Here is a 20,017-nt window from a genome sequence, read left to right on the forward strand (position 1 = left end):
TCTGCCTTGTAGATCGGCGCCGTGTGAAAGCACTGGCCGCAAGATCCAGAGCGACAAGTTGGATTCTCGTGTGTGATACACACAACCTAAATTACTGCTTCTTCCAAGATTGGTTGCGCTGCGAAGCCAGCGCAACAACCCTCTTTGCCTGATGACCATAGCGAGTCGGTCCCACCCCTTCCCATCCCGAACAGGACCGTGAAACGACTCTACGCCGATGATAGTGCGGATTCCCGTGTGAAAGTAGGTAATCGTCAGGCTCCCTAAGCCAAGAACCCCCGCCCGAAAGGCGGGGGTTTTTGCATTGGCGCGGCGGAAATGTACGGCGCTGGCCAAGCAATACTGTGATCGGAGCCGAGATGGCCGACGATCGCGGATCAGGTATCTGCCATCCCGGAGTAATCCGCCGCCAGGCACCTTTGATATCCGTGGTGCGTTCTCTACGTACCACGTCGATCCACCTTCAGTCAGCGTCCGGTCGATGTCGATACATCCAGTGGCGATGTTTTGATGGTCGACGAAGCGCGACGTCCCTCGAAGATGGTCGATAAATGTCGTCTTCTTGACCTGCATCCATCGGTCTTTCGACGAACCCTGTCGACCTGATCAGTGTGCGCCTTTCCACGAATCCACTCACGAAATCGTCATAAAAATCTATGCGCATAAAGTCCGTTCGCACGGCATGCGCGGCAGAGCGGGGAGCAGGTCCTTCGGGGTAATATCGCCATTCGTCCCGATTCCCGGTGCTTTCAGGCATCCGCTGGCGGTCGGTGTCCTCCGTATTCCGTCCCTCGCACAGTTCATGACTGACAGCCCTGCCCAAGGTAGTCGGACGACCGACTTCTTGCCGTATCTCGTCGCCGCAACGTTCTTCATGGAGTACCTCGACACGACCGTGATCGCGACCGCGCTGCCGCAAATGGCGCGCTCGTTCGGTGTCGGTCCGAACGCGCTGAGCCTCGGGATGACGGCCTATATGCTCGCGCTGGCGGTGTTCATCCCGATCAGCGGCTGGATCGCGGACCGCTATGGATCACGTACGGTATTCGCGAGCGCGATTGTCGTCTTTACCGGTGCGTCGGTGCTGTGCGGGCTGTCCGAAGGTGTCATGACGTTCACGGCTGCACGGCTGCTGCAGGGCGTCGGCGGGGCAATGATGGTGCCGGTCGGACGGATGATCGTCGTGCGCAGCACCGAGAAGGCGAAGCTGATGCGAGCGATCGCGACGATCACGTGGCCGGGCATCGTCGCGCCTGTCGTCGGGCCGCCGATCGGCGGCTTCATCACGACCTATGCGTCATGGCGCTGGATCTTCCTGTTGAATGTCCCGTTCGGTATCGCCGCGCTCGTCTGTACCTGGCTGATCGTCCGGAACACGCGGGCCGACGAGCAACGGCCGCTCGATTGGGCTGGATTCGTGCTGGCCGGTGGTGCATTGACCTGTCTGTTGATCGGTACCGAAGCGGCCGGCCAGCAGGATGTCGACTTCACGCGCGCGGGCGTCCTGGTGGGGGCGAGCGTGCTGTTCGGCGCGGCCGCGTGGTGGCATGCGCGACGCTGCGCGCATCCGCTGCTCGACTTCACCACGCTGAAGGTGCCGACCTTCTCGGTAACGGTGATCTCCGGCTCGGTCACGCGGATGGCGATTAACGCCGTGCCGTATCTGCTGCCGCTGTTGTTCCAGATCGGCTTCGGGTTGTCGCCGTTCCAGTCCGGCCTGTTGCTGCTCGCGAGTGCGCTCGGCAATCTGGGGATGAAGGCGGGAACGTCGTGGATTCTCGACCGATATGGTTTCCGGCGCGTTGCACTCGTCGACGTGACAATTGTCGGCATCTTCACGATTGCGTGCGGCTGGCTGACCGCGTCGACGCCGCTGGCGATCACGCTGCTCGTCGTATTCGTCTACGGACTCACGCGGTCGATGCAGTTCACGACGCTCGCGACACTCGCCTATGCGGATATCCCGGCTCATCAGACGAGTGCAGCCAGCACGCTGTGGAGTGCCGCACAGCAGATGACGATCGGGATGGGGATCGCGTTCGGGGCATTGTCGCTGCGGCTCGCGGCGTTGGTGCGCGGCGATGCGGTTGGCATGCATTACGTGCTCGACGATTTCCGCTGGGCATTCGTCGCAGCCGGCGTGCTCGCGCTGCTGACGTTGCCGGGTTATGCGCGGCTGGCCTCCGATGCAGGCGATCGGCTGCGGGCGAGTGCGGCGCGAGGGTAGGTCGAACGGCGCATCCAATTTGCACCGCGACACGTGAGCGCGACTGTTTTTCGTCGCTCATCTGAAACGTCGATTCGTTGTGTTTGCGATGGCCTGGTGGTCAGCGCAGTCGGCCATTTGTCACTGCTGCGGGCGTGCGGGCAATAGCGTAGCGCGGTGCTCCCCGCGCGAACCGTAAATCATCCGCGTGACGAACGTCGGGACGGCACCACGCTCGTCCTCGCTGCCGTCACTGCGCGTCATGAAAGATGATGCCGACGGTGTGACGGTGACCACTGCGAATCCGGCTCACGCCGTGGCGCAAGTTGACGCGATAGACGCCGCGCGTCCCCTGCACGGGTCTGCCATGCACAGCGAAGATCACCGCGTCACCTTGCATCAGCGGCACCACTTCCGCCCGTGATTGCATGCGTGGCCGCTGTTCCGTCAACACGAATTCCCCGCCCGTGAAATCGCGGCCCGGCGCCGACAGCAGGATCGCGACCTGCAGCGGAAACACGTGCTCGCCATAAAGATCCTGATGGAGACAGTTGTAGTCGTCGGGACCGTATTGCAGGATCAGCGGCGTCGGTCGCGTCTGCCCCGCCGCCCGGCAGCGATCGAGGAATGTCGTGTGGTCGTTCGGATAGCGGACGTCGATTCCGAGTGCCTGGTTCCAGCGATTCGCGATGGGTGCGAGATGCGGGTAGATCGTCGTGCGAAGCTCGGCAATGACTGCGGGCAGCGGGTACGCGAAATACTTGTATTCGCCGCGGCCGAATCCGTGCCGCGCCATCACGACGCGTGAACGATAAAGCGCATCCCGCGGATAGAGCGACGCGAGCGCATTGCATTCGTTCGTCGAAATCAGGCCCGGCACACGCGCGCATCCATAGCGATCGAGCTCGGCGCCGACAGTCGGCCAGTCGATGGCGTCGACGCTTTGTGCGATGTCCGGCGATTCGACGGCAGGCTGCAGATCGGCGATGTTCACGGGCGTCCCTTGGTTCGTCAGCGATGTGGCGCCGAGTCGTGCGGAATGCCCGGAAGCATTGCGTGCACGGTTGGAGCCACGAAGAAAGTCGATGAACCCAGTCTAGCGACGTTCGTGTGCAGACGCGCTCCAGATCTTGCGCTTCAATTCGGAAGCAAGAGGGAAAGGCTCGGGGCGCGCACGGACACATCGAAGGCGACGACGTATCAGTGCGGAAAGGCGGAAAGGTGGAAAGGCGGAGAAGCGTAGAGGCAGAGAAGCGAGCGGCGAATCTTCCACGACTGGCGGCCGGCTCACCGGCCACCCGTCGCAACGTGAATCAAGCCATCGACCGGAACAACCAGTAGAGCCCGCCGGCAAGCACGATCGACGCCGGCAGCGTCAGCACCCACGCGAGCACGAGGCTGCGCACCGTGCTCCACTGCAGCCCGGAGCCGTTCGCCGCCATCGTGCCCGCGACACCCGACGACAGCACATGTGTCGTCGACACGGGCAATCCGTACACGTCGGCGGCGCCGATCGTCAGCATCGCGACGAGTTCGGCCGATGCGCCTTGTCCGTACGTCAGATGCTGCTTGCCGATTTTCTCGCCGACGGTCACGACGATCCGCTTCCAGCCCACCATCGTGCCGAGGCCCAGCGCGATCGCGACGGCAACCTTCACCCACGTCGGAATGAATTTGGTCGCGTGGTCGAGTTGCTTGTGATAGTTGTCGATCGCCAGCTTGTCGTCGGCCGCGAACGCGGGCTGACCCGACTTCTCGATCAGGCGGATTGCTTCGGATACCAGATACATCGTGTTGCGCACGTTGTCGACGTCGCGCTGCGGCACGGCTGCCATCGAGCCCGACGCGCCGACCGCGGTCGCGAGCGACGTCGACAGCTGCTGGACGGCCGGCAGCACCGCGGGCGTCAGTTCGCGATGCTGCACGTAGTGCTCGACGTCGGCGCGCGGGTTCGCGGACGGCGCGACGCCGTTCGTGTACTTCCCGAATGTCGCGGCCGCCTGGTTCGCGACCGCCACGAAGGTCTGCGTCTCGGCCGGCGTGACGGCCTTGTTCAGCGCATAGGCGGTCGGCACCGTGCCGATCAGGATCAGCATGATGAGCCCCATCCCTTTCTGCCCGTCGTTCGAACCGTGCGCAAACGACACGCCCGTGCAGGTCAGGATCAGCAGGCAGCGAATCCAGAACGGCGGCGGCTGGTCTTTCGGCGGCTCCTTGTACAACTCCGGAACCCGCACGAGCGTCTTCAGCACGAGCAGCAGCAGCGCCGCGCACAGAAAGCCGACGATCGGAGAGAACAGCAGCGACTTGCCGACACCGAGCGCCTGGCCCCAGTCGACGCCGCTCGTGCCGGACGGCCCGTGCATCAGCTGGTTCATCAGCCCGACGCCGATGATCGAACCGATCAGCGTATGCGAACTCGACGACGGCAACCCGAAATACCAGGTCGCGAGGTTCCACACGATCGCGGCGATCAGCAGCGCGAACACCATCGCGAAGCCCGCGCCGCTACCGACCTGCAGGATCAGCTCGACCGGCAGCAACTGCAGGATGCCGAACGCGACGGCACCGCTCGAGACCATCACGCCGAGGAAGTTCCACATGCCGGACCAGATCACCGCGACGTTCGGCGTCAGCGAGTGCGTATAGATCACGGTGGCGACCGCGTTCGCGGTGTCGTGGAAGCCGTTGACGAATTCGAAGCCGAGCGCGATCAGCAGCGCGGCGCCGAGCAGCAGGTACGGGAACAGCTTCCCTTCGCGGACCGGCGACAGATCGTCGATCAGGTGCGTGGCGATATAGAGCGCACCGAGCGCCAGCACCAGCAGGAAGACGGCGTAGCCGACCTGTCTGGTGCGTTCGACGGAGCCCGGGTTGTTCGGTGCGGACGAAGCAGGTTGATTCATGACGGCGTCTCGTGAGGGAACCGCGTCCGATCCTATCTGCGGCCAGCAGTCAGTTTGATGACAGTCGGGACCACGAACGGTGCGTCTTGCCGATGCGTAAGGCGATTGAAGGCGTGTATGCGCAACGTGACGCGCCAGCCCGCATCGTCGTCCACATAGTGAGCGCGATAGCGTTCTACGCGTTGCCGTCCGCGCTCAACATCCATCCGTTCGGCGACGCAACAAGCGTCGTGCAGGACAGCGGCGCGACGTCGATGCGTGCCGCTGCCTTCGAATCCATCCGCAGCACATGGGCGATGGCCGCGCGGACGATTGGCGCATGCGTGATTGCGACGATGTCGCGATCTTGCCGCAGCGCGTTCAACCAGGTGCCGACGCGGTGCATGGCTGCTTCGAACGATTCACCGCCGTGCGGCGGCGCCGACGGGTCTGCGATCCACGCATCCAGTTCGTCCGGCAAGTCGCGTGCGAGGTCGTGCAGGCGCTGGCCTCGCCAGTTGCCGTAATCGATGTCGCGCAGTGCGTCGTCGATGTCGGCATGAAGTCCGAGCGCATCGGCGGTCTGCCGCGCGCAGCATGCGGGGCTGCACAGCACGGGCGCGCCGGCGGTACCTGCCCACCGGCCGCGTAGCGCAGCGGCTTCGGCGAGCCCGCGCGTATCGAGCGGATCGTCGTCGGGAAACGTGCCGGTGCGCATCGCCCGGGTCGATGCGTGTGCGATCAGGCGCAGCGAGGTAGGCATGTTCATGTCGGTTGTCGGATGATCCGGGACGGGCGCACGTGCCCGCCTGGCGCCGCTTCAATGCGCGAACGTTCGCGCGTACAATTCGCCCGATACGAAGCGCGGAAGCCGGTGCAAGCCCGGCGCGGTCGCGCCACTGTAACCGGGGAATCGATGATCCCGGAAGCCAGACCTGCCTTCGTACCCATCCAACATTTATCGGGGCGCGATTCCCCTGAGGTGCATCCATGAGCGAAGCAGTGCTGAAGCCGGCGGTCGTGCCGGCGCCCATCCCCGTCCGTGAACTGTTGCCGTGGGCCGTGTTCGTCGGCCTGATCCTGTTGCTCGCGCTTTATTTCGTCGGCGCGGAACAAGGTGCGACGTCGCTCGTGCCGGGCATGTACGTCCACGAATTCGTCCACGACGGCCGCCACCTGCTCGGCTTCCCCTGCCACTGACGCGGAGTTCACGATGGTCGGAAAGCTGCTCATGCGCGGGATGCTCGCAGGCATCGCCGCAGGCCTCCTCACGTTCGGTTTCGCGAAGGTCGTCGGCGAACCGCAAGTCGATCAGGCAATCTCCTTTGAAGAAAAAGCCGACGCCGCCAAGGGCGACGCGCCGGAGCCGGAGCTGGTCAGCCGCCGCACGCAGGCCGGCCTCGGTTTGCTGACGGGCGTCGTGACCTATGGCGCGGCATTCGGCGGGCTGTTCTCGCTGGTCTTCGCGTATGCCTACGGGCGAGGCAGCCGCCTCCCGGCCCGTCCGCTGTCCGCGTGGCTCGCGCTGGCGGCGTTCATCGCGCTCGTGATCGTGCCGAACCTCAAGTACCCGGCCAATCCGCCGTCGGTTGGCGACCCCGACACGATCGGCTATCGCACGGGCCTGTTCTTCCTGATGATCGCGATCTCGGTCGCGACGATGGTGTTCTCGGTCAGCGTACGCCGCCATCTGCTGGCGAAGCTCGGCCAGTGGAACGCATCGATCGTCGCCGGGCTCGTGTTCGTCGCGATCATCGCGGCCGTGCAGATCGGGTTGCCGTCCGTCAGCGAGTTGCCCGCCGATTTCCCGGCGGCCTTGCTGTGGAAGTTCCGCGTGGCGGCGATCGGCATGCAGGTGATCATGTGGACGACGATCGGCCTGCTGTTCGGCGCATGGGTCGAGCGCAGCGAACGCATCGGCATGCGCGCCGCCTGACGCGCATGGCAACGGGGCCCGCCTAGCGCAGCATGCGTGGCGCGCTCCCCGTCGATTCGCGCGCCAGCGCGACGAACGCAGCCAGATAGTCGATCGATGCGTCCGCTTCGCGGATGCCGAGGAAGATCTGCTTTGCGATTCCCTTCTTGCCGAGCTTGACCGGCACGACCGGCATCCGGTCGGCGTATTCGTCGGCAAGCCATCTCGGCAGCGCGGCCACGCCGCGCCCGCTCGCCACCATCTGCAGCATGATGTCGGTCGTTTCGATCGACTTGTGCCGCCTCGGCACGATGCCGGCCGGCGTCAGGAACTGGTTGTAGATGTCGAGCCGGTCGGTTTCGACCGGATAGGTGATCAGGATCTCGTCGGTCAGCTGTTCGGGCGTCACGTAATCGGCGTTTGCGAACCGGTGCGAATCGGCGACCACCAGCACCTGCTCGTAGTCGAACACGGGGTCGAAGCGTAGCCCCGGCTTGTTCAGCGGATCGGGCGTCACGAGCACGTCGATGTCATAGCCGAACAGGGCGCCGATGCCGCCGAACTGGAAGCGCTGCTTCACGTCCACGTCGACGTCGGGCCAGCGCGACAGGTACGGCGACACGACCTTCAGCAGCCACTGGTAGCACGGGTGGCACTCCATCCCGATGCGCAGCGTGCCGCGCTCGCCCTTCGCGTACTGCTTCATCCGCTCCTCGGCGAGCTCGAACTGCGGCAGCAGCCGGTTCGCCAGCTTCAGCAGATACTGCCCGCCCTGGGTGAGCCGCAGGCCGCGGCCCTCCCGATCCCAGATCGGCGTGCCGAGCTGCTGCTCGATTTTCCGGACGGTATGGCTGAGTGCCGATTGCGTGAGGTGCAGTGCGTGGGCGGCCGCGGTCAGTGAGCCCTGGCGCTCGACTTCACGGATCACGACGAGATGGAATCGTTCCAGCATGGATATCGCTCGTGTAACGGATACATGAACAGATTTAATGGATGAATGAAATAATGCCATTTTATTTCATGGGATGAAATCCCTATGATGGCGGCCGGATCTTCACTTCTTCTGGACGGCACCTCATGGTCACGACACACAACCTCGGTTTCCCGCGCATCGGTGCGAAGCGCGAACTCAAGTTCGGTCTCGAACGCTACTGGAAGGGCGAATCGTCGCGCGCCGAGCTGAAGGCGCTCGGCGCCGAGCTGCGCAAGCGTCACTGGAACGACCAGCGCGACCTGGACCTGGCCCCGATCGGCGACTTCGCGTTCTACGATCAGGTGCTCGACATGAGCTTCACGCTCGGCAACCTGCCGAAGCGCGTGCAGGGTTTCCACGGCGATGTGCTCGACAACTATTTCCGCGTCGCGCGCGGCCGTTCGGCGCAGTCGGCGGACGAGCATGCGGCGTGCTGCGGCGGGGTTGCCGCCGGTGAAATGACGAAGTGGTTCGATACGAACTACCACTACATCGTGCCGGAATTCCATGCGGACACGAACTTCTCGCTCGACCCCTCGCGCCTGCTCCAGCAACTGGCGGAAGCGCAGGCGCAGGGCGTGGCCGTGAAGCCGGTCATCCTCGGCCCCGTCACGTACCTGTGGCTCGGCAAGGCGAAGGACGATTCCGACCGCCTCGCGCTGCTGCCGAAGCTGCTGCCCGTGTACGGCGCGCTGCTCGACACGCTGACCGCACAGGGCGTCGAATGGGTGCAGATCGACGAACCGATCCTCGTCACCGAACTCGACGCCGAGTGGCGTCAGGCATTGCGCACCGCCTATGCGGCACTGGAAACGCGTCGCATCAAGCTGCTGCTCGCCACCTACTTCGGCCAGCTCCAGGACAACCTGGCGCTCGCGAGTTCGCTGCCGGTCGACGGCCTGCATGTCGATGCGATCAACGCACGCGACGAAGTCGACGCGCTGGTGCGTGAACTGCCGGCCGGGCGCGTGCTGTCGGTTGGCGCGATCAACGGCCGCAACATCTGGAAGACGGACCTGAACGCGACGCTCGACTGGCTCGAACCGCTCGCGAAGCAACTGGGCGATCGCCTGTGGCTCGCCCCGTCGTGCTCGCTGCTGCACGTGCCGGTCGATCTCGCGAGCGAGGAGAAGCTCGATGCGGAAATCCGCTCGTGGCTCGCGTTCGCGCTGCAGAAGCTCGACGAGCTGAAGGTGCTCGCGACCGCGCTGAACGAAGGCCGCGACAAGGTGGCCGATGCACTGGCCGCGAACGCTGCCGCGATCCATGCGCGCCGCCACTCGCCGCGCGTGCACAACCCGGCGGTGAAGGCCGCGATCGCCCGCATCGACGCGCAGCTCGGCAACCGCGTGAGCCCCTACACGCAGCGTGCGTCGAAGCAGTCGGCACGCCTGAAGCTGCCGGCGTTCCCGACGACGACGATCGGCTCATTCCCGCAGACCGGCGAAATCCGTCACGCGCGCAGCCAGTTCAAGGCCGGTGCGCTGGACGATGCGGGCTACCGGGCCGCGATGCAGGCTGAAATCGAACGCAGCGTGCGCGAGCAGGAAGCACTGGATCTCGACGTGCTGGTGCATGGCGAAGCCGAGCGCAACGACATGGTCGAATACTTCGGCGAGCAGCTCGACGGCTACGCGTTCAGCCAGTTCGGCTGGGTGCAGTCGTACGGTTCGCGCTGCGTGAAGCCGCCGATCCTGTTCGGCGACATCAGCCGCCCGAAGGCGATGACGGTCGAATGGATCACGTATGCGCAGTCGCTGACGAACAAGCCGATGAAGGGCATGCTGACCGGCCCCGTGACGATCCTGAACTGGTCGTTCGTGCGCGACGACCAGCCGCGCTCGGTGTCGTGCTACCAGCTCGCGCTGGCGATCCGCGAGGAAGTGCTCGATCTCGAGAAGGCCGGCGTGCACGTGATCCAGATCGACGAGGCCGCGCTGCGCGAAGGGCTGCCGCTGCGCCGCGCGCAATGGGGCGCGTACCTGAAGTGGGCGGTCGAGTCGTTCCGCATCACCGCGAACGGCGTGCAGGACGACACGCAGATCCATACGCACATGTGCTATTCGGAGTTCAACGACATCATCGCGTCGATCGCCGCCATGGATGCGGACGTGATCACGATCGAGACCTCGCGCTCGGACATGGAGCTGCTCGACGCGTTCGACGACTTCAAGTATCCGAACGAGATCGGGCCGGGCGTGTACGACATTCACTCGCCGAACATCCCGACGCAGGAACATATCGTCGGCCTGATGAGGAAGGCGGCGGAACGGATTCCGGCGGAGCGTCTGTGGGTCAATCCGGACTGCGGGCTGAAGACGCGCCAGTGGGCGGAAGTGATTCCGGCGCTGACGAACATGGTCGCTGCCGCGAAGACGCTGCGCAGCCAGGTGCAATAACGCAGCGAGCGCTGCACGCCGTCGTTGCGATCGAAGATCGGGCGGCAAAAAAACGGCCCGCGGAAGCGGGCCGTTTTGCGTCATGCGTGCACTTGCGTTACGCCGTGCGTGCGCCGCGCGGCAGCGGCTCGTTCGTCTTGTCGGGCGCGCCGGCATCGTCGATGCTGACGCGGCGCGAGATCAGCCACACGCACAGCGACGACAGGAGCGCGGCGCTCGTGTACTGGAGCGCGAGCGGCCACCATTGCGGCGCGGTGTTCTGCGCGATGATGGTCGCGACGAGCGGCGTGAGGCCGCCGGCGAGCGCGCCGCACACCTGGTACGCGATCGAGATCGCCGTGTAGCGGATGCGTGCGACGAAGATGCCGCTGACGAAGCCCGCGACCACCGAGTAGTAGCCCGATTCCGCGAGCGTCGCGAGGCCGACGCCGACCGTGATCGACAGCGGCGTGCCCATGTGCACGAGCGGCAGCATCACGAACGGGACGATCGCGGCCCATGCGCCGGTGATCAGCAGCACGCGTGTTGTGCCGAAGCGCTGCGCGAGGAACGCGGCCGCGAGCTGCACGACGAACTGCAGCACCGCGACGATCGTCATGCAATGCAGCACCATCGACCGGTCGAGCGACAGGAACTGCGTCGCGTAGCTGATCATGAAGATGTTGCTGAAATACACGCCGGCGATGCCGTACACGTTCGCACCGATCGCGAGCAGCAGCAGCGGCCAGTACTTGAGCGCTTCACGCAGCGGTTTTTGCGCGATGTTGCCGCTCTTCCTGACTTCCTCGAACTCGGGCGATTCGGACACGCTCGCGCGGATCACGAAACCGACGATCAGCAGTACGGAACTCGCGAGGAACGGCACACGCCAGCCCCAGCTCATCATGTCTTCCTTCGACAGCGTGCTGATCGCGCCGAACGCGAGCATCGACAGGATCAGGCCGCTCGCGCTGCCGAGCTGCGCGAACGACGCGAAGAACGTGCGTTTGCCTTCCGGCGCATGTTCGCCGGCAAGCAGCACCGCGCCGCCCCATTCGCCGCCGACCGCGATGCCTTGCAGCACCCGCATCAGCACGAGCAGGACCGGTGCGATCACACCGGCTTGCGCATGGGTCGGCAGCAGGCCGATCGCGACCGTCGACACGGCCATCAGCATCAGCGTCGCGAGCAGCGAGCGCTTGCGGCCGAAGCGGTCGCCGAGATAGCCGAACATCACGCCGCCGAGCGGACGCGCGAAGAAGCCGACCGCGAACGAGCCGAACGATGCGAGCAGGCTGATGAAGCGGTTTTCGCCGGGAAAGAACAGCGGCCCGAACACGATGGCGGCGGCGGTCGCGTAGCTATAGAAGTCGTACCACTCGATCGTGGTGCCGACGAACGACGCGAGCGCCGCACGCTTGGGTTGCTTGACGGAAGTCCCCATCTTGATAAGTGCTCCTCTGGAATCCTTTGATTTTGGAATAGGGGGTGGCGCGGGAATCAGTCGCGGTACTTGACGCCCGGCAGCACGCACAGCAGCTCGTAGGCGAGGTTCGCGCAGAGCAGCGCCGTGGTGCCGAACGGGTCGTACGGCGGCGCGACTTCGACGAGATCGCAACCGACGATGTTCAGCCCCTTCGCGCCGCGGATGATCTCGAGCGCCTGCGGCACCGTGAGGCCCGCGATTTCCGGCGTGCCGGTGCCCGGCGCGTAGGCCGGGTCGATGCCGTCGATGTCGAAGCTGATGTAGACGGGCGTGTCGCCGACGCGCGCGCGCACTTCTTCCATCAGCGGCGCGAGCGACTTGTTCCAGCATTCCTCGGCCTGGACGACGCGGAAGCCCTGCTCGCGGCACCAGTCGAAATCCTCGGCCGCGTAGCCGGTGCCGCGCAGGCCGATCTGCGTGACCTTGTCGCCGTGCAGCAGGCCTTCCTCGACCGCGCGGCGGAACGGCGTGCCGTGCGCGATCTTTTCGCCCATCATCGTGTCGTTCACGTCGGCGTGTGCATCGACGTGGATCAATGCAACCTTGCCGTGCTTGCGGTGGATCGCGCGCAGGATCGGCAGCGCGATCGTGTGGTCGCCGCCCAGCGTGATCGGCTTGCAGTCGTGCTCGAGGATCGCGTCGTACGCGGCTTCGATGCGTGCGATGGAATCGTGCAGGTTGTACGGATTGATCGCGACGTCGCCGATGTCGGCGATCTGCAGCGAATCGAACGGCGCGGCGCGCGTGGCCATGTTGTACGGGCGCAGCAGCACGGATTCGGTGCGGATCTGGCGTGGGCCGAAGCGTGCGCCGGTGCGGTTGGAGGTGCCGAGGTCGAACGGCACGCCGACGAAGCAGGCGTCGAGGCCTTCGGCGCTCGCCACGTGCGGCAGGCGCATCATCGTCGCGATGCCGCCGCAGCGCGGCATTTCATTGCCGCCGAGCGGCTGGAAATGAGTGTGGTCGTTCATGGGCTGTCTCTTCCGATGTGGGGTTGCCGTATCATGCGACGCGGCTTGGCGCACAGTTTTACGCGCTCCGCCGGGAAAGAAGAATGCGAAGATATCGACGTAAACATCGATTTTCATCGATGTATGGAAGGGGATGAACGTGCTGGGGAATCTGTCGACCCTCGATCTGCGGTTGATCCGCGTGTTTCTCGCGGTCACGGAGGCGGGCGGCGTGTCGGCCGCGCAGGCCGTGCTGAACGTCGGGCAGTCGACGATCAGCGCGCAGCTTTCGTCGCTGGAGACGCGGCTCGGCTACCGGCTCTGCGAGCGCGGCCGCAGCGGTTTCCGGCTCACGCCGAAGGGCGAGCGGTTTCACGCGATGAGCCGCAAGCTGCTCGCGGCGCTCGACGAATTCGGGATGGCCGCGCGGCACATGGACCGCCAGCTGGTCGGCACGCTGCACATCGGCCTGATCGGCCATACGCCGGTGAGCCAGAACGCGCGGATCGCCGAGGCGATCGCCGCGTTCCGCACGCGCGACGAGGCCGTGCGCTTCTCGATCTCCGTGCGCGCGCCGGGCGATCTCGAGGAGAAGCTGCTGAGCGACGAGATCCAGATCGCGGTCGGCTACTTCTGGCACCGGGTGCCGTCGCTGCACTACACGCCGCTGTTCATCGAGCGCCAGGTCGCGTACTGCGGGCGCGGCCATCCGCTGTTCGACGGCGCCGGCGCGCTGACCCCGGCCGACGTCGCGGGCTTCGAGTGGGCGTGGCGCTCGTATCCGCTGCCCGAAGCGCAGATGTCGACGACGCCCGACCGCGTGACCGCGACGGCCGACAACATGGAGGCCGTCGCGCTGCTGATCCTGTCCGGCCACCACCTCGGCTACCTGCCGCAGCATTTCGCGGCGCCCTACGTCGCGCAGGGGCTGCTCGCGCCGCTCAATCCGGAGCAACTGCGCTACGACGTCACGTTCCACATGGTCGTCGCCCGCAACGGGCGCGGCAATCCGCTCGTGGAAGCGTTTCTCGAGGATCTGGAACGCGCGCACCAGCCGACCGACATCGCGTAGGCGGCCGGCATCGACAATGTGAACGAGTGTTGCGGCGGCGCGGCCCGACGCGGCCCACATCGATCGACGTCGAAGTGACGAAACGGGTATCGGGCCCGGCTTGCGTGAACCGTGCCCGTGCCGGCATCACGGCACCGGCAGCCCCGCGTCGTGCTTGACCTCGCGTAGCGACAGCGCCGATTCGATCGACGTCACGCCCGGCAGCATCCGCAGCGATTCGCGCAGGAACGTGCCGTAATCGTCGAGATCGCGCGCCACGACCTGCAGCAAGTAATCGGCGGTGCCCGCCACGTTGTGGCACGCCAGGATCCGCTCGATGCCGAGCACTTCCCGCTCGAAGCGGTCGGCGGTCTTGCGGTCGTGCGTCGCGAACCGCACGAGCACGAACGCAACGACGCCGAAGCCGAGCGCCTGGCGCGACAGCTGCGCGCGGTATCGCTCGATGTAACCGTCGTTTTCGAGGCGCTTCAGGCGGCGCGCGCAAGGGGTCTCGGAGAGGCCCACGGTGTCGGCGAGGCGGGCGATCGGCAGGCGGCCGTCGCGCTGCACCGCGGCCAGGATGGCGCGGTCGGTCTTGTCGAGTTCGGTCATGATGGCGGATTCCTGATGCGAGTTCAGCGATTGTGGCGGATTCCCCTACGGATCGCCAATCCTGAGCCAAAGATGGCCAATAATCCCTCGCGCTCCAGCGGCAACATATCGCCGTAGGAGGAGAGGGGCAGACCATGATTTCCACGCATTTGCTGTTGATTTATCTCGCCGCGCTGGCGGCCATCTACGCGGTGCCGGGGCCGGACATGGCGCTCGTGCTGCAGACCAGCATCGGCCGCGGCGTGCGGCCGGGAATGGCGGCCGCCGCCGGCCTGTCGCTCGCGCGCACCGCGCACGTGACGCTGTCCGCCTGCGGTGTCGCGGCGCTGATCCGCAGCGCGCCGTGGCTGTACGAAGTGATCCGCTACGGCGGCGCGCTGTATCTCGCGTATGTCGCGATCCAGGTGTTCCGTTCGCCCGTGTTCGCGCTCGGCGACGGCGACGCGGCGGCCACGGCGGGCGAGTTGCGGCAGTCGTTCGTGAAGGGCCTGCTCACCAACCTGTTGAACCCGAAGGCGCTGTTGTTCTGCTCGGTGCTGCTGCCGCAGTTCGTGCGCCCCGAGGCCGGGCCGGTCGTGTTGCAGATGTTCGAACTGGGCGCGCTGCTGGTGGCGGCCGGCGTGTGCTTCGACCTCGCGTGCGTGTTCGGCGCGTCGCGGATCGCCGCGTGGATGCGTGCGCATCCGCTCGCGCAGACGGTGCAGCGCTGGACGTTTTCCGCGGCGCTGATCGGCTTTGCGCTGCGCCTGTCGATGGACTGAGTGCCGCCGCGGCGCTGCGCCGGCGCAGGTCGCGCGGCGCGTCGCCGCACCCGATGAGGGCCGCGCGCAACGCCGGCCCGCGCATGCGCCCCGCCGCAAAAGGGCGTGCGCGCAAATCGTCTGACTGATCTAAACTCCCTGTTACTTCGCGCTGTCGCGAACCCGAACGACCGAACGGAACCGTCTCCCGCCGGCCCTGTCCGATTTCCTGGCTGTTCCGTGCAACGCGGTACCAAGGAGGGTCTGAACATGGCAAGGCATCTTCACGCCGACCGTGAACCCCGAATCGTCGCCGAGTCCAAGTGCCTCGGCCCGTGCGATCCGGCAGAACGCATCCACGTCACGATCATGTTGCGGCGGCAGGAAGAAGGGCAACTCGATACGCTGCTTCACCAGCTCGCCACCGGCGACGCGCAAGCGAAACCGGTGTCGCGCGAAACCTTCGCGCAACGTTTTTCCGCCAATCCCGACGACATTCGCAAGGCCGAGGACTTCGCGCGTCGCCACCAGCTGACGGTCGATCGCGTCGATCCGGTCGAAAGCGTCGTCGTGGTGTCCGGCACGATCCAGCAGTTCGAAGCCGCGTTCGGCGTCAAGCTCGAGCGCTTCGAGCATCGGTCGATCGGCCAGTATCGCGGCCGCTCCGGCCCGATCGCGCTGCCCGACGATCTCGGCGACGCCGTCACGGCCGTGCTCGGCCTCGACAGCCGTCCGCAGGCGCGGCCGCACTTCCGGCTGAGGCCGCCGTTCACGCCCGCGCGCGGCGGCGCGGCGGGCGTCACGTTCACCCCGGTCCAGCTCGCATCGCTGTACGGCTTCCCGGCCGGCGACGGCGCCGGGCAGTGCATCGCGATCATCGAGCTCGGCGGCGGCTACCGCACGGCGGACATCCAGCAGTATTTCCGCGGGCTCGGCATCACGAAGCCGCCGACGCTCGTCGACGTCAACGTCGGCACCGGCCGCAACACGCCGACCGGCGATCCGAGCGGCCCGGACGGTGAAGTCGCGCTCGACATCGAGATCGCCGGCGCGATCGCGCCGGCCGCGAAGATCGCCGTCTATTTCGCGGCGAACAGCGACGCGGGCTTCATCCAGGCCGTCAACGCGGCCGTCAGCGACACGACCAACAAGCCGTCGGTGATCTCCATCAGCTGGGGCGGCCCGGAGGCCATCTGGCAGGCGCAGTCCGCTCAGGCGTTCAACCGCGTGCTGCAGGCGGCGGCCGCGCAGGGCATCACGGTGTGCGCGGCCTCCGGCGACAGCGGCTCCGGCGACGGGTTGCAGGACGGCGCCGATCATGTCGACTTCCCCGCTTCGAGCCCGTATGTGCTCGGCTGCGGCGGCACGCAGCTCGACGCGCTGCCCGGGCAGGGCATCCGCAGCGAGGTCGCGTGGAACGACGAGGCAGCCGGCGGCGGCGCGGGCGGGGGCGGCGTCAGCACGCTGTTCGACCTGCCGGTGTGGCAGCAGGGGCTTGCCGCGACGCTGGCCGACGGCAGCCGCGTGCCGCTCGCGAAGCGCGGCGTGCCGGATGTCGCCGGCGATGCGTCGCCGCAGACCGGCTACGAAGTGTCGATCGCCGGCACGGCTACGGTAATGGGCGGCACGAGCGCGGTCGCGCCGCTGTGGGCCGCGCTGATCGCGCGGATCAACGCGGCGGCTAGTGCGGCTGGCGGTGCGCCCGCCGGCTGGGTCAATCCGGTGCTCTACAGGAATCCCGGTGCGCTGCGCGACATCACGCACGGCTCGAACGGGACCTACGCGGCCGCGCAGGGCTGGGATGCCTGCACGGGCCTCGGCAGCCCGAACGGCGCGCAGCTCGCCGCGATCCTGACGCGCAAGCCGTCGAGCTGACGGCCGCGGTACACGTCTTTCCGCATGGCGCGGGCTTCCTGCCCGCGCCTTTTTCTCACCTCCAGGAGCAGCACGATGGGCATCGATTCCGCATCTTCCGGCGGCGTGTATCCGCTGCATCACGGCGACCACAATTCGCATGGCGTGCCGCCGACCGTCAACCCGGTCGCGTTGAGCCACGGCCGTGACCAGCCGTTCTTCGATCCGGTCGCGTACGGCAACGGCCCCGACGATTCGGTGACCGACACCACCGAGGCCGCCGCGATCACGCATCACACGATCCTGATCGACGGGAAGCGCATCGCCTACACGGCGACGGCCGGCCATCTCGTGACGGTCGACCCGAGCAGTTCGCTGCCGGCCGCTAAGCTGTTCTACGTCGCGTTCACGGCCGACGGCGCGAAGGAAGAAACGCGGCCCGTGACGTTCTTCTACAACGGCGGGCCGGGCTCGTCGTCGGTATTCGTGCTGTTGGGCTCGTTCGCGCCGAAGCGCATCAAGACGTCGATGCCGGGGTTCACGCCGCCCGCGCCGTACCAGATGGAAGACAACCCGGACAGCATGATCGACCACAGCGACCTGGTGTTCATCAACCCGGTCGGCACCGGCTATTCGGCGGCCGTCGCGCCGAACAAGAACCGCAACTTCTGGGGCGTCGACCAGGATGCGGATTCGCTGAAGCAGTTCATCAAGCGCTACCTGACGAAGAACAACCGCTGGAATTCGCCGAAATACCTGTTCGGCGAATCGTACGGCACCGCGCGCAGCTGCGTGCTCGCGTACAAGCTGCACGAGGACGGCGTCGACCTGAACGGCGTCACGCTGCAATCGTCGATCCTCGACTACCGGCAGGCCGGCAACCCGGTCGGCGCGCTGCCGACCGCGGCGGCCGATGCGTGGTACCACAAGAAACTTGGCGTCACGCCGGCGCCGGCCGATCTCGGCGCGTTCGTCGAGGAAGTCGCGCAGTTCGCGCGCACCGACTACCTGAAAGCGTTGCGCACGGTCCCGCATGCGGACCCGGCCGCCGTGCAGAAGCTGTCGCAATACACGGGCATCGATACGGCGACGCTGCAATCGTGGAGCCTCGACATCGCCGGCTACGACGTGCGCGGCAATTCGCTGTTCCTGACGACGCTGCTGCATGCGCAGGGGCTCGCGCTCGGCTCGTACGACGGCCGCGTGACCGGGATCTCGTCGGGCATCGCCGGCAAGATCGACCCGAACTCGGGCGGCAACGATCCGACGATGACGGCCGTGACGGGCGTCTATACGGCGATGTGGAACAGCTACCTGAACGAGCAGCTGAAGTTCACGTCGAATTCCGCGTTCACCGACCTGAACGACCAGGCGTTCCAGAACTGGGATTTCAGCCACATCGATCCGACCGGCGCGCAGCAGGGCATCGATGCGCAGGGGAACGTGATCCTTTATACGGCCGGCGATCTCGCCGCGGTGATGGCGCTGAACGTCGACCTGAAGGTGCTGTCGGCGAACGGCTTCTACGATTTCGTCACGCCGTTCTACCAGACCGTGATCGACCTGCAGCAGATGCCGCTCGAGGACCAGAAGGTGCGGCAGAACCTGTCCGCGCGTTTTTATCCGTCGGGGCACATGGTGTATCTCGACGGCGGCTCGCGTACCGCGCTCAAGCGCGATCTCGCGGCGATGTACGACGCGACGGTCAGCGATACGGGGGCGCGGATGCGGATTCGCGCGCTGCAGGCGTCGAAGACGGGCGGGCACGCATAGGATTGCCCGCCGCCGGGTTGCCGCGCGTAGCCGTCAAGGCCGCGCGCGGCGGTCGGGCTCCGACGCTGCCGGCCGGTCGCCACGCGCGGTAGCGCAGGATTGCGACGCGGCAGTCGTCCTGCCGCGGTCGCGACTTACGCGGCCGGCCAGTCGAACGGCGTGTACGGCAGCGCGCGCTTGTGGCGCGAACCGTCGAAGAAGCGCAGCACCGTTTCGTACACGCGGTCTTCGACCGGCTTGCCTTCGAGGAAATCGTCGATCTCGTCGTAGGTCACGCCGTACGCGTGCTCGTCGGGCCGCAGCGGGCGCAGTTCCTCGAGGTCGGCCGTCGGCACCTTCATCACGATCAGCTCCTCGCCGCCGAGCGCACGCGCGACCGCGCGGACGCGCCGCTTGCTCAGGCCCGCGAGCGGCAGGATGTCCGCGCCGCCGTCGCCGAACTTAGTGAAGAAACCCATCAGCGATTCGGCCGCATGGTCGGTACCGATCACGATGCCGCGCCGTGCGCCGGCCACCGCATACTGCGCGATCATGCGCTCGCGCGCCTTGATGTTGCCGTGCACGAAATCCTGCTGCGCCGGCGTTTCGAATGCGTGGCCGGAGGCGACCAGCGAGCGGAGCATCGCGTCGGCGGCCGGCTTCACGTCGACCGTCAGCACCTCGTCCGCGCGCACGAACGCGAGCGCGCGCTGTGCATCGGCTTCGTCGTTCTGCACGCCGTTCGGCAAGCGCATCGCGATGAAGCGCGCTTCGTAGCCGTCGGCGCGCAGGCGCTCGACCGCCAGTTGCGCGAGCCGGCCGGCCGTCGACGAATCGACGCCGCCGCTGATGCCGAGCACGTACGACCGCAGGCCGGTCGAACGAAGATATTGCGCGAGGAAATCGATGCGGCGCTCGATCTCGGCCTCGGCGTCGAAGTGCGGGGCAACGTTCAGTTCGGCAATGATCGCGCGCTGGCGGCTGGCGTAATCGGCGAATGTCATGAAGGAAGTTCCGGAACGAAATTCAAGGCGCCCATCATAAGCGCAATCGCGGCGCGGTGCCGCGCCGGGCGTGCGTTCCGGCGGTTTTGCGTTGCATCGGCGAGACGGGCTGCATCGTCGTGGTGCACGCTGCGCCGGGCGGGTGCGGGATGCCGTGTGACGCGCATCCTTGTGCTCGACGCCGACGCCGACACCGACACCGACACCGACA

General features: G+C 66.3%; 16 protein-coding genes, 1 rRNA gene, 1 pseudogene and 1 riboswitch. Of the genes and pseudogenes, 9 read left to right on the plus strand and 9 right to left on the minus strand.

Going from position 1 to position 20,017, the window contains the following annotated elements:
* The first annotated feature begins 147 nt into the window (after nucleotides 1-147).
* Nucleotides 148-260: ribosomal RNA gene (gene rrf, locus VK92_RS34535) — 5S ribosomal RNA — on the plus strand.
* Nucleotides 261-802: 542 nt separating this feature from the next.
* On the plus strand, nucleotides 803-2,227 hold the full coding sequence (locus tag VK92_RS34540; RefSeq protein WP_048023340.1) for an MFS transporter: 1,425 nt from the start codon (nucleotides 803-805) through the stop codon (nucleotides 2,225-2,227).
* Between the two features lie 229 nt (nucleotides 2,228-2,456).
* Here VK92_RS34540 and VK92_RS34545 read toward each other — a convergent pair whose 3' ends face one another.
* From VK92_RS34545 to VK92_RS34555, 3 genes are all read right to left on the minus strand, one after another.
* Nucleotides 2,457-3,200, minus strand: coding sequence for a 2OG-Fe(II) oxygenase (locus tag VK92_RS34545; RefSeq protein WP_048023342.1), 744 nt, complete (start codon nucleotides 3,198-3,200; stop codon nucleotides 2,457-2,459).
* A 319-nt stretch (nucleotides 3,201-3,519) separates the two neighbouring features.
* Complete coding sequence (locus tag VK92_RS34550) at nucleotides 3,520-5,112, minus strand: inorganic phosphate transporter (protein WP_048023344.1); 1,593 nt, start codon at nucleotides 5,110-5,112, stop codon at nucleotides 3,520-3,522.
* A 175-nt stretch (nucleotides 5,113-5,287) separates the two neighbouring features.
* The gene (locus VK92_RS34555) at nucleotides 5,288-5,860 is read right to left on the minus strand and encodes a histidine phosphatase family protein (protein WP_048023346.1); all 573 of its coding nucleotides are present in this window, start codon (nucleotides 5,858-5,860) and stop codon (nucleotides 5,288-5,290) included.
* 45 nt (nucleotides 5,861-5,905) lie between these two features.
* Nucleotides 5,906-6,048: riboswitch (cobalamin riboswitch) on the plus strand.
* A 33-nt stretch (nucleotides 6,049-6,081) separates the two neighbouring features.
* Between VK92_RS34555 and VK92_RS34560 the strand changes: the two genes are divergently transcribed.
* Both VK92_RS34560 and VK92_RS34565 read left to right on the plus strand, forming a co-directional pair.
* A complete protein-coding gene (locus VK92_RS34560) occupies nucleotides 6,082-6,291 on the plus strand; it encodes a CbtB domain-containing protein (RefSeq protein WP_006488502.1) in 210 nt (69 codons plus the stop codon).
* A 13-nt stretch (nucleotides 6,292-6,304) separates the two neighbouring features.
* A complete protein-coding gene (locus tag VK92_RS34565) occupies nucleotides 6,305-7,027 on the plus strand; it encodes a CbtA family protein (RefSeq protein ID WP_048023348.1) in 723 nt (240 codons plus the stop codon).
* Nucleotides 7,028-7,049: 22 nt separating this feature from the next.
* On the opposite strand, the gene VK92_RS34570 is transcribed toward VK92_RS34565, so the two are convergent.
* Nucleotides 7,050-7,958, minus strand: a complete 909-nt coding sequence (locus tag VK92_RS34570) for a LysR family transcriptional regulator (RefSeq protein ID WP_048023349.1) — start codon at nucleotides 7,956-7,958, stop codon at nucleotides 7,050-7,052.
* Between the two features lie 125 nt (nucleotides 7,959-8,083).
* On the opposite strand from VK92_RS34570, the gene metE reads away from it, so the two are divergent.
* On the plus strand, nucleotides 8,084-10,378 hold the full coding sequence (metE, locus tag VK92_RS34575) for a 5-methyltetrahydropteroyltriglutamate--homocysteine S-methyltransferase (protein WP_048023351.1): 2,295 nt from the start codon (nucleotides 8,084-8,086) through the stop codon (nucleotides 10,376-10,378).
* Between the two features lie 97 nt (nucleotides 10,379-10,475).
* Here the strand turns inward: metE and VK92_RS34580 are convergent, their stop codons facing one another.
* Together VK92_RS34580 and speB are read right to left on the minus strand one after the other, a co-directional pair.
* Nucleotides 10,476-11,801, minus strand: a complete 1,326-nt coding sequence (locus VK92_RS34580) for an MFS transporter (RefSeq protein ID WP_048023353.1) — start codon at nucleotides 11,799-11,801, stop codon at nucleotides 10,476-10,478.
* A 56-nt stretch (nucleotides 11,802-11,857) separates the two neighbouring features.
* A complete protein-coding gene (speB, locus tag VK92_RS34585; protein ID WP_048023354.1) occupies nucleotides 11,858-12,814 on the minus strand; it encodes an agmatinase in 957 nt (318 codons plus the stop codon).
* A 139-nt stretch (nucleotides 12,815-12,953) separates the two neighbouring features.
* Here speB and VK92_RS34590 point away from each other — a divergent pair, with 139 nt between their 5' ends.
* Entirely contained in the window at nucleotides 12,954-13,865 is a 912-nt protein-coding gene (locus tag VK92_RS34590; RefSeq protein ID WP_048023371.1) for a LysR family transcriptional regulator, read from the plus strand.
* A gap of 126 nt (nucleotides 13,866-13,991) precedes the next feature.
* Here VK92_RS34590 and VK92_RS34595 read toward each other — a convergent pair whose 3' ends face one another.
* Nucleotides 13,992-14,456, minus strand: a complete 465-nt coding sequence (locus VK92_RS34595; protein WP_011353982.1) for an Lrp/AsnC family transcriptional regulator — start codon at nucleotides 14,454-14,456, stop codon at nucleotides 13,992-13,994.
* Nucleotides 14,457-14,590: 134 nt separating this feature from the next.
* Here VK92_RS34595 and VK92_RS34600 point away from each other — a divergent pair, with 134 nt between their 5' ends.
* From VK92_RS34600 to VK92_RS34610, 3 genes are all read left to right on the plus strand, one after another.
* The gene (locus tag VK92_RS34600) at nucleotides 14,591-15,217 is read left to right on the plus strand and encodes a LysE family translocator (protein WP_027790530.1); all 627 of its coding nucleotides are present in this window, start codon (nucleotides 14,591-14,593) and stop codon (nucleotides 15,215-15,217) included.
* A 249-nt stretch (nucleotides 15,218-15,466) separates the two neighbouring features.
* Nucleotides 15,467-17,071, plus strand: coding sequence for a S53 family peptidase (locus VK92_RS34605; protein WP_048023356.1), 1,605 nt, complete (start codon nucleotides 15,467-15,469; stop codon nucleotides 17,069-17,071).
* A gap of 75 nt (nucleotides 17,072-17,146) precedes the next feature.
* On the plus strand, nucleotides 17,147-18,823 hold the full coding sequence (locus tag VK92_RS34610) for a S10 family peptidase (protein ID WP_048023357.1): 1,677 nt from the start codon (nucleotides 17,147-17,149) through the stop codon (nucleotides 18,821-18,823).
* A 134-nt stretch (nucleotides 18,824-18,957) separates the two neighbouring features.
* Here the strand turns inward: VK92_RS34610 and nadE are convergent, their stop codons facing one another.
* Nucleotides 18,958-19,806 carry an ammonia-dependent NAD(+) synthetase gene (nadE, locus tag VK92_RS34615; RefSeq protein WP_048023359.1) on the minus strand — a complete coding sequence of 283 codons (849 nt, stop codon included), beginning with the start codon at nucleotides 19,804-19,806 and terminating at the stop codon, nucleotides 18,958-18,960.
* Nucleotides 19,803-20,017 (minus strand): annotated as a pseudogene (locus VK92_RS43210) (hypothetical protein); the annotation flags it as partial. The pseudogene VK92_RS43210 and the gene nadE, both read right to left, overlap by 4 nt.

It is taken from the genome of Burkholderia sp. LK4 (assembly GCF_001043615.1).
GTDB classification, from domain to species: Bacteria; Pseudomonadota; Gammaproteobacteria; order Burkholderiales; family Burkholderiaceae; genus Burkholderia; species Burkholderia cepacia.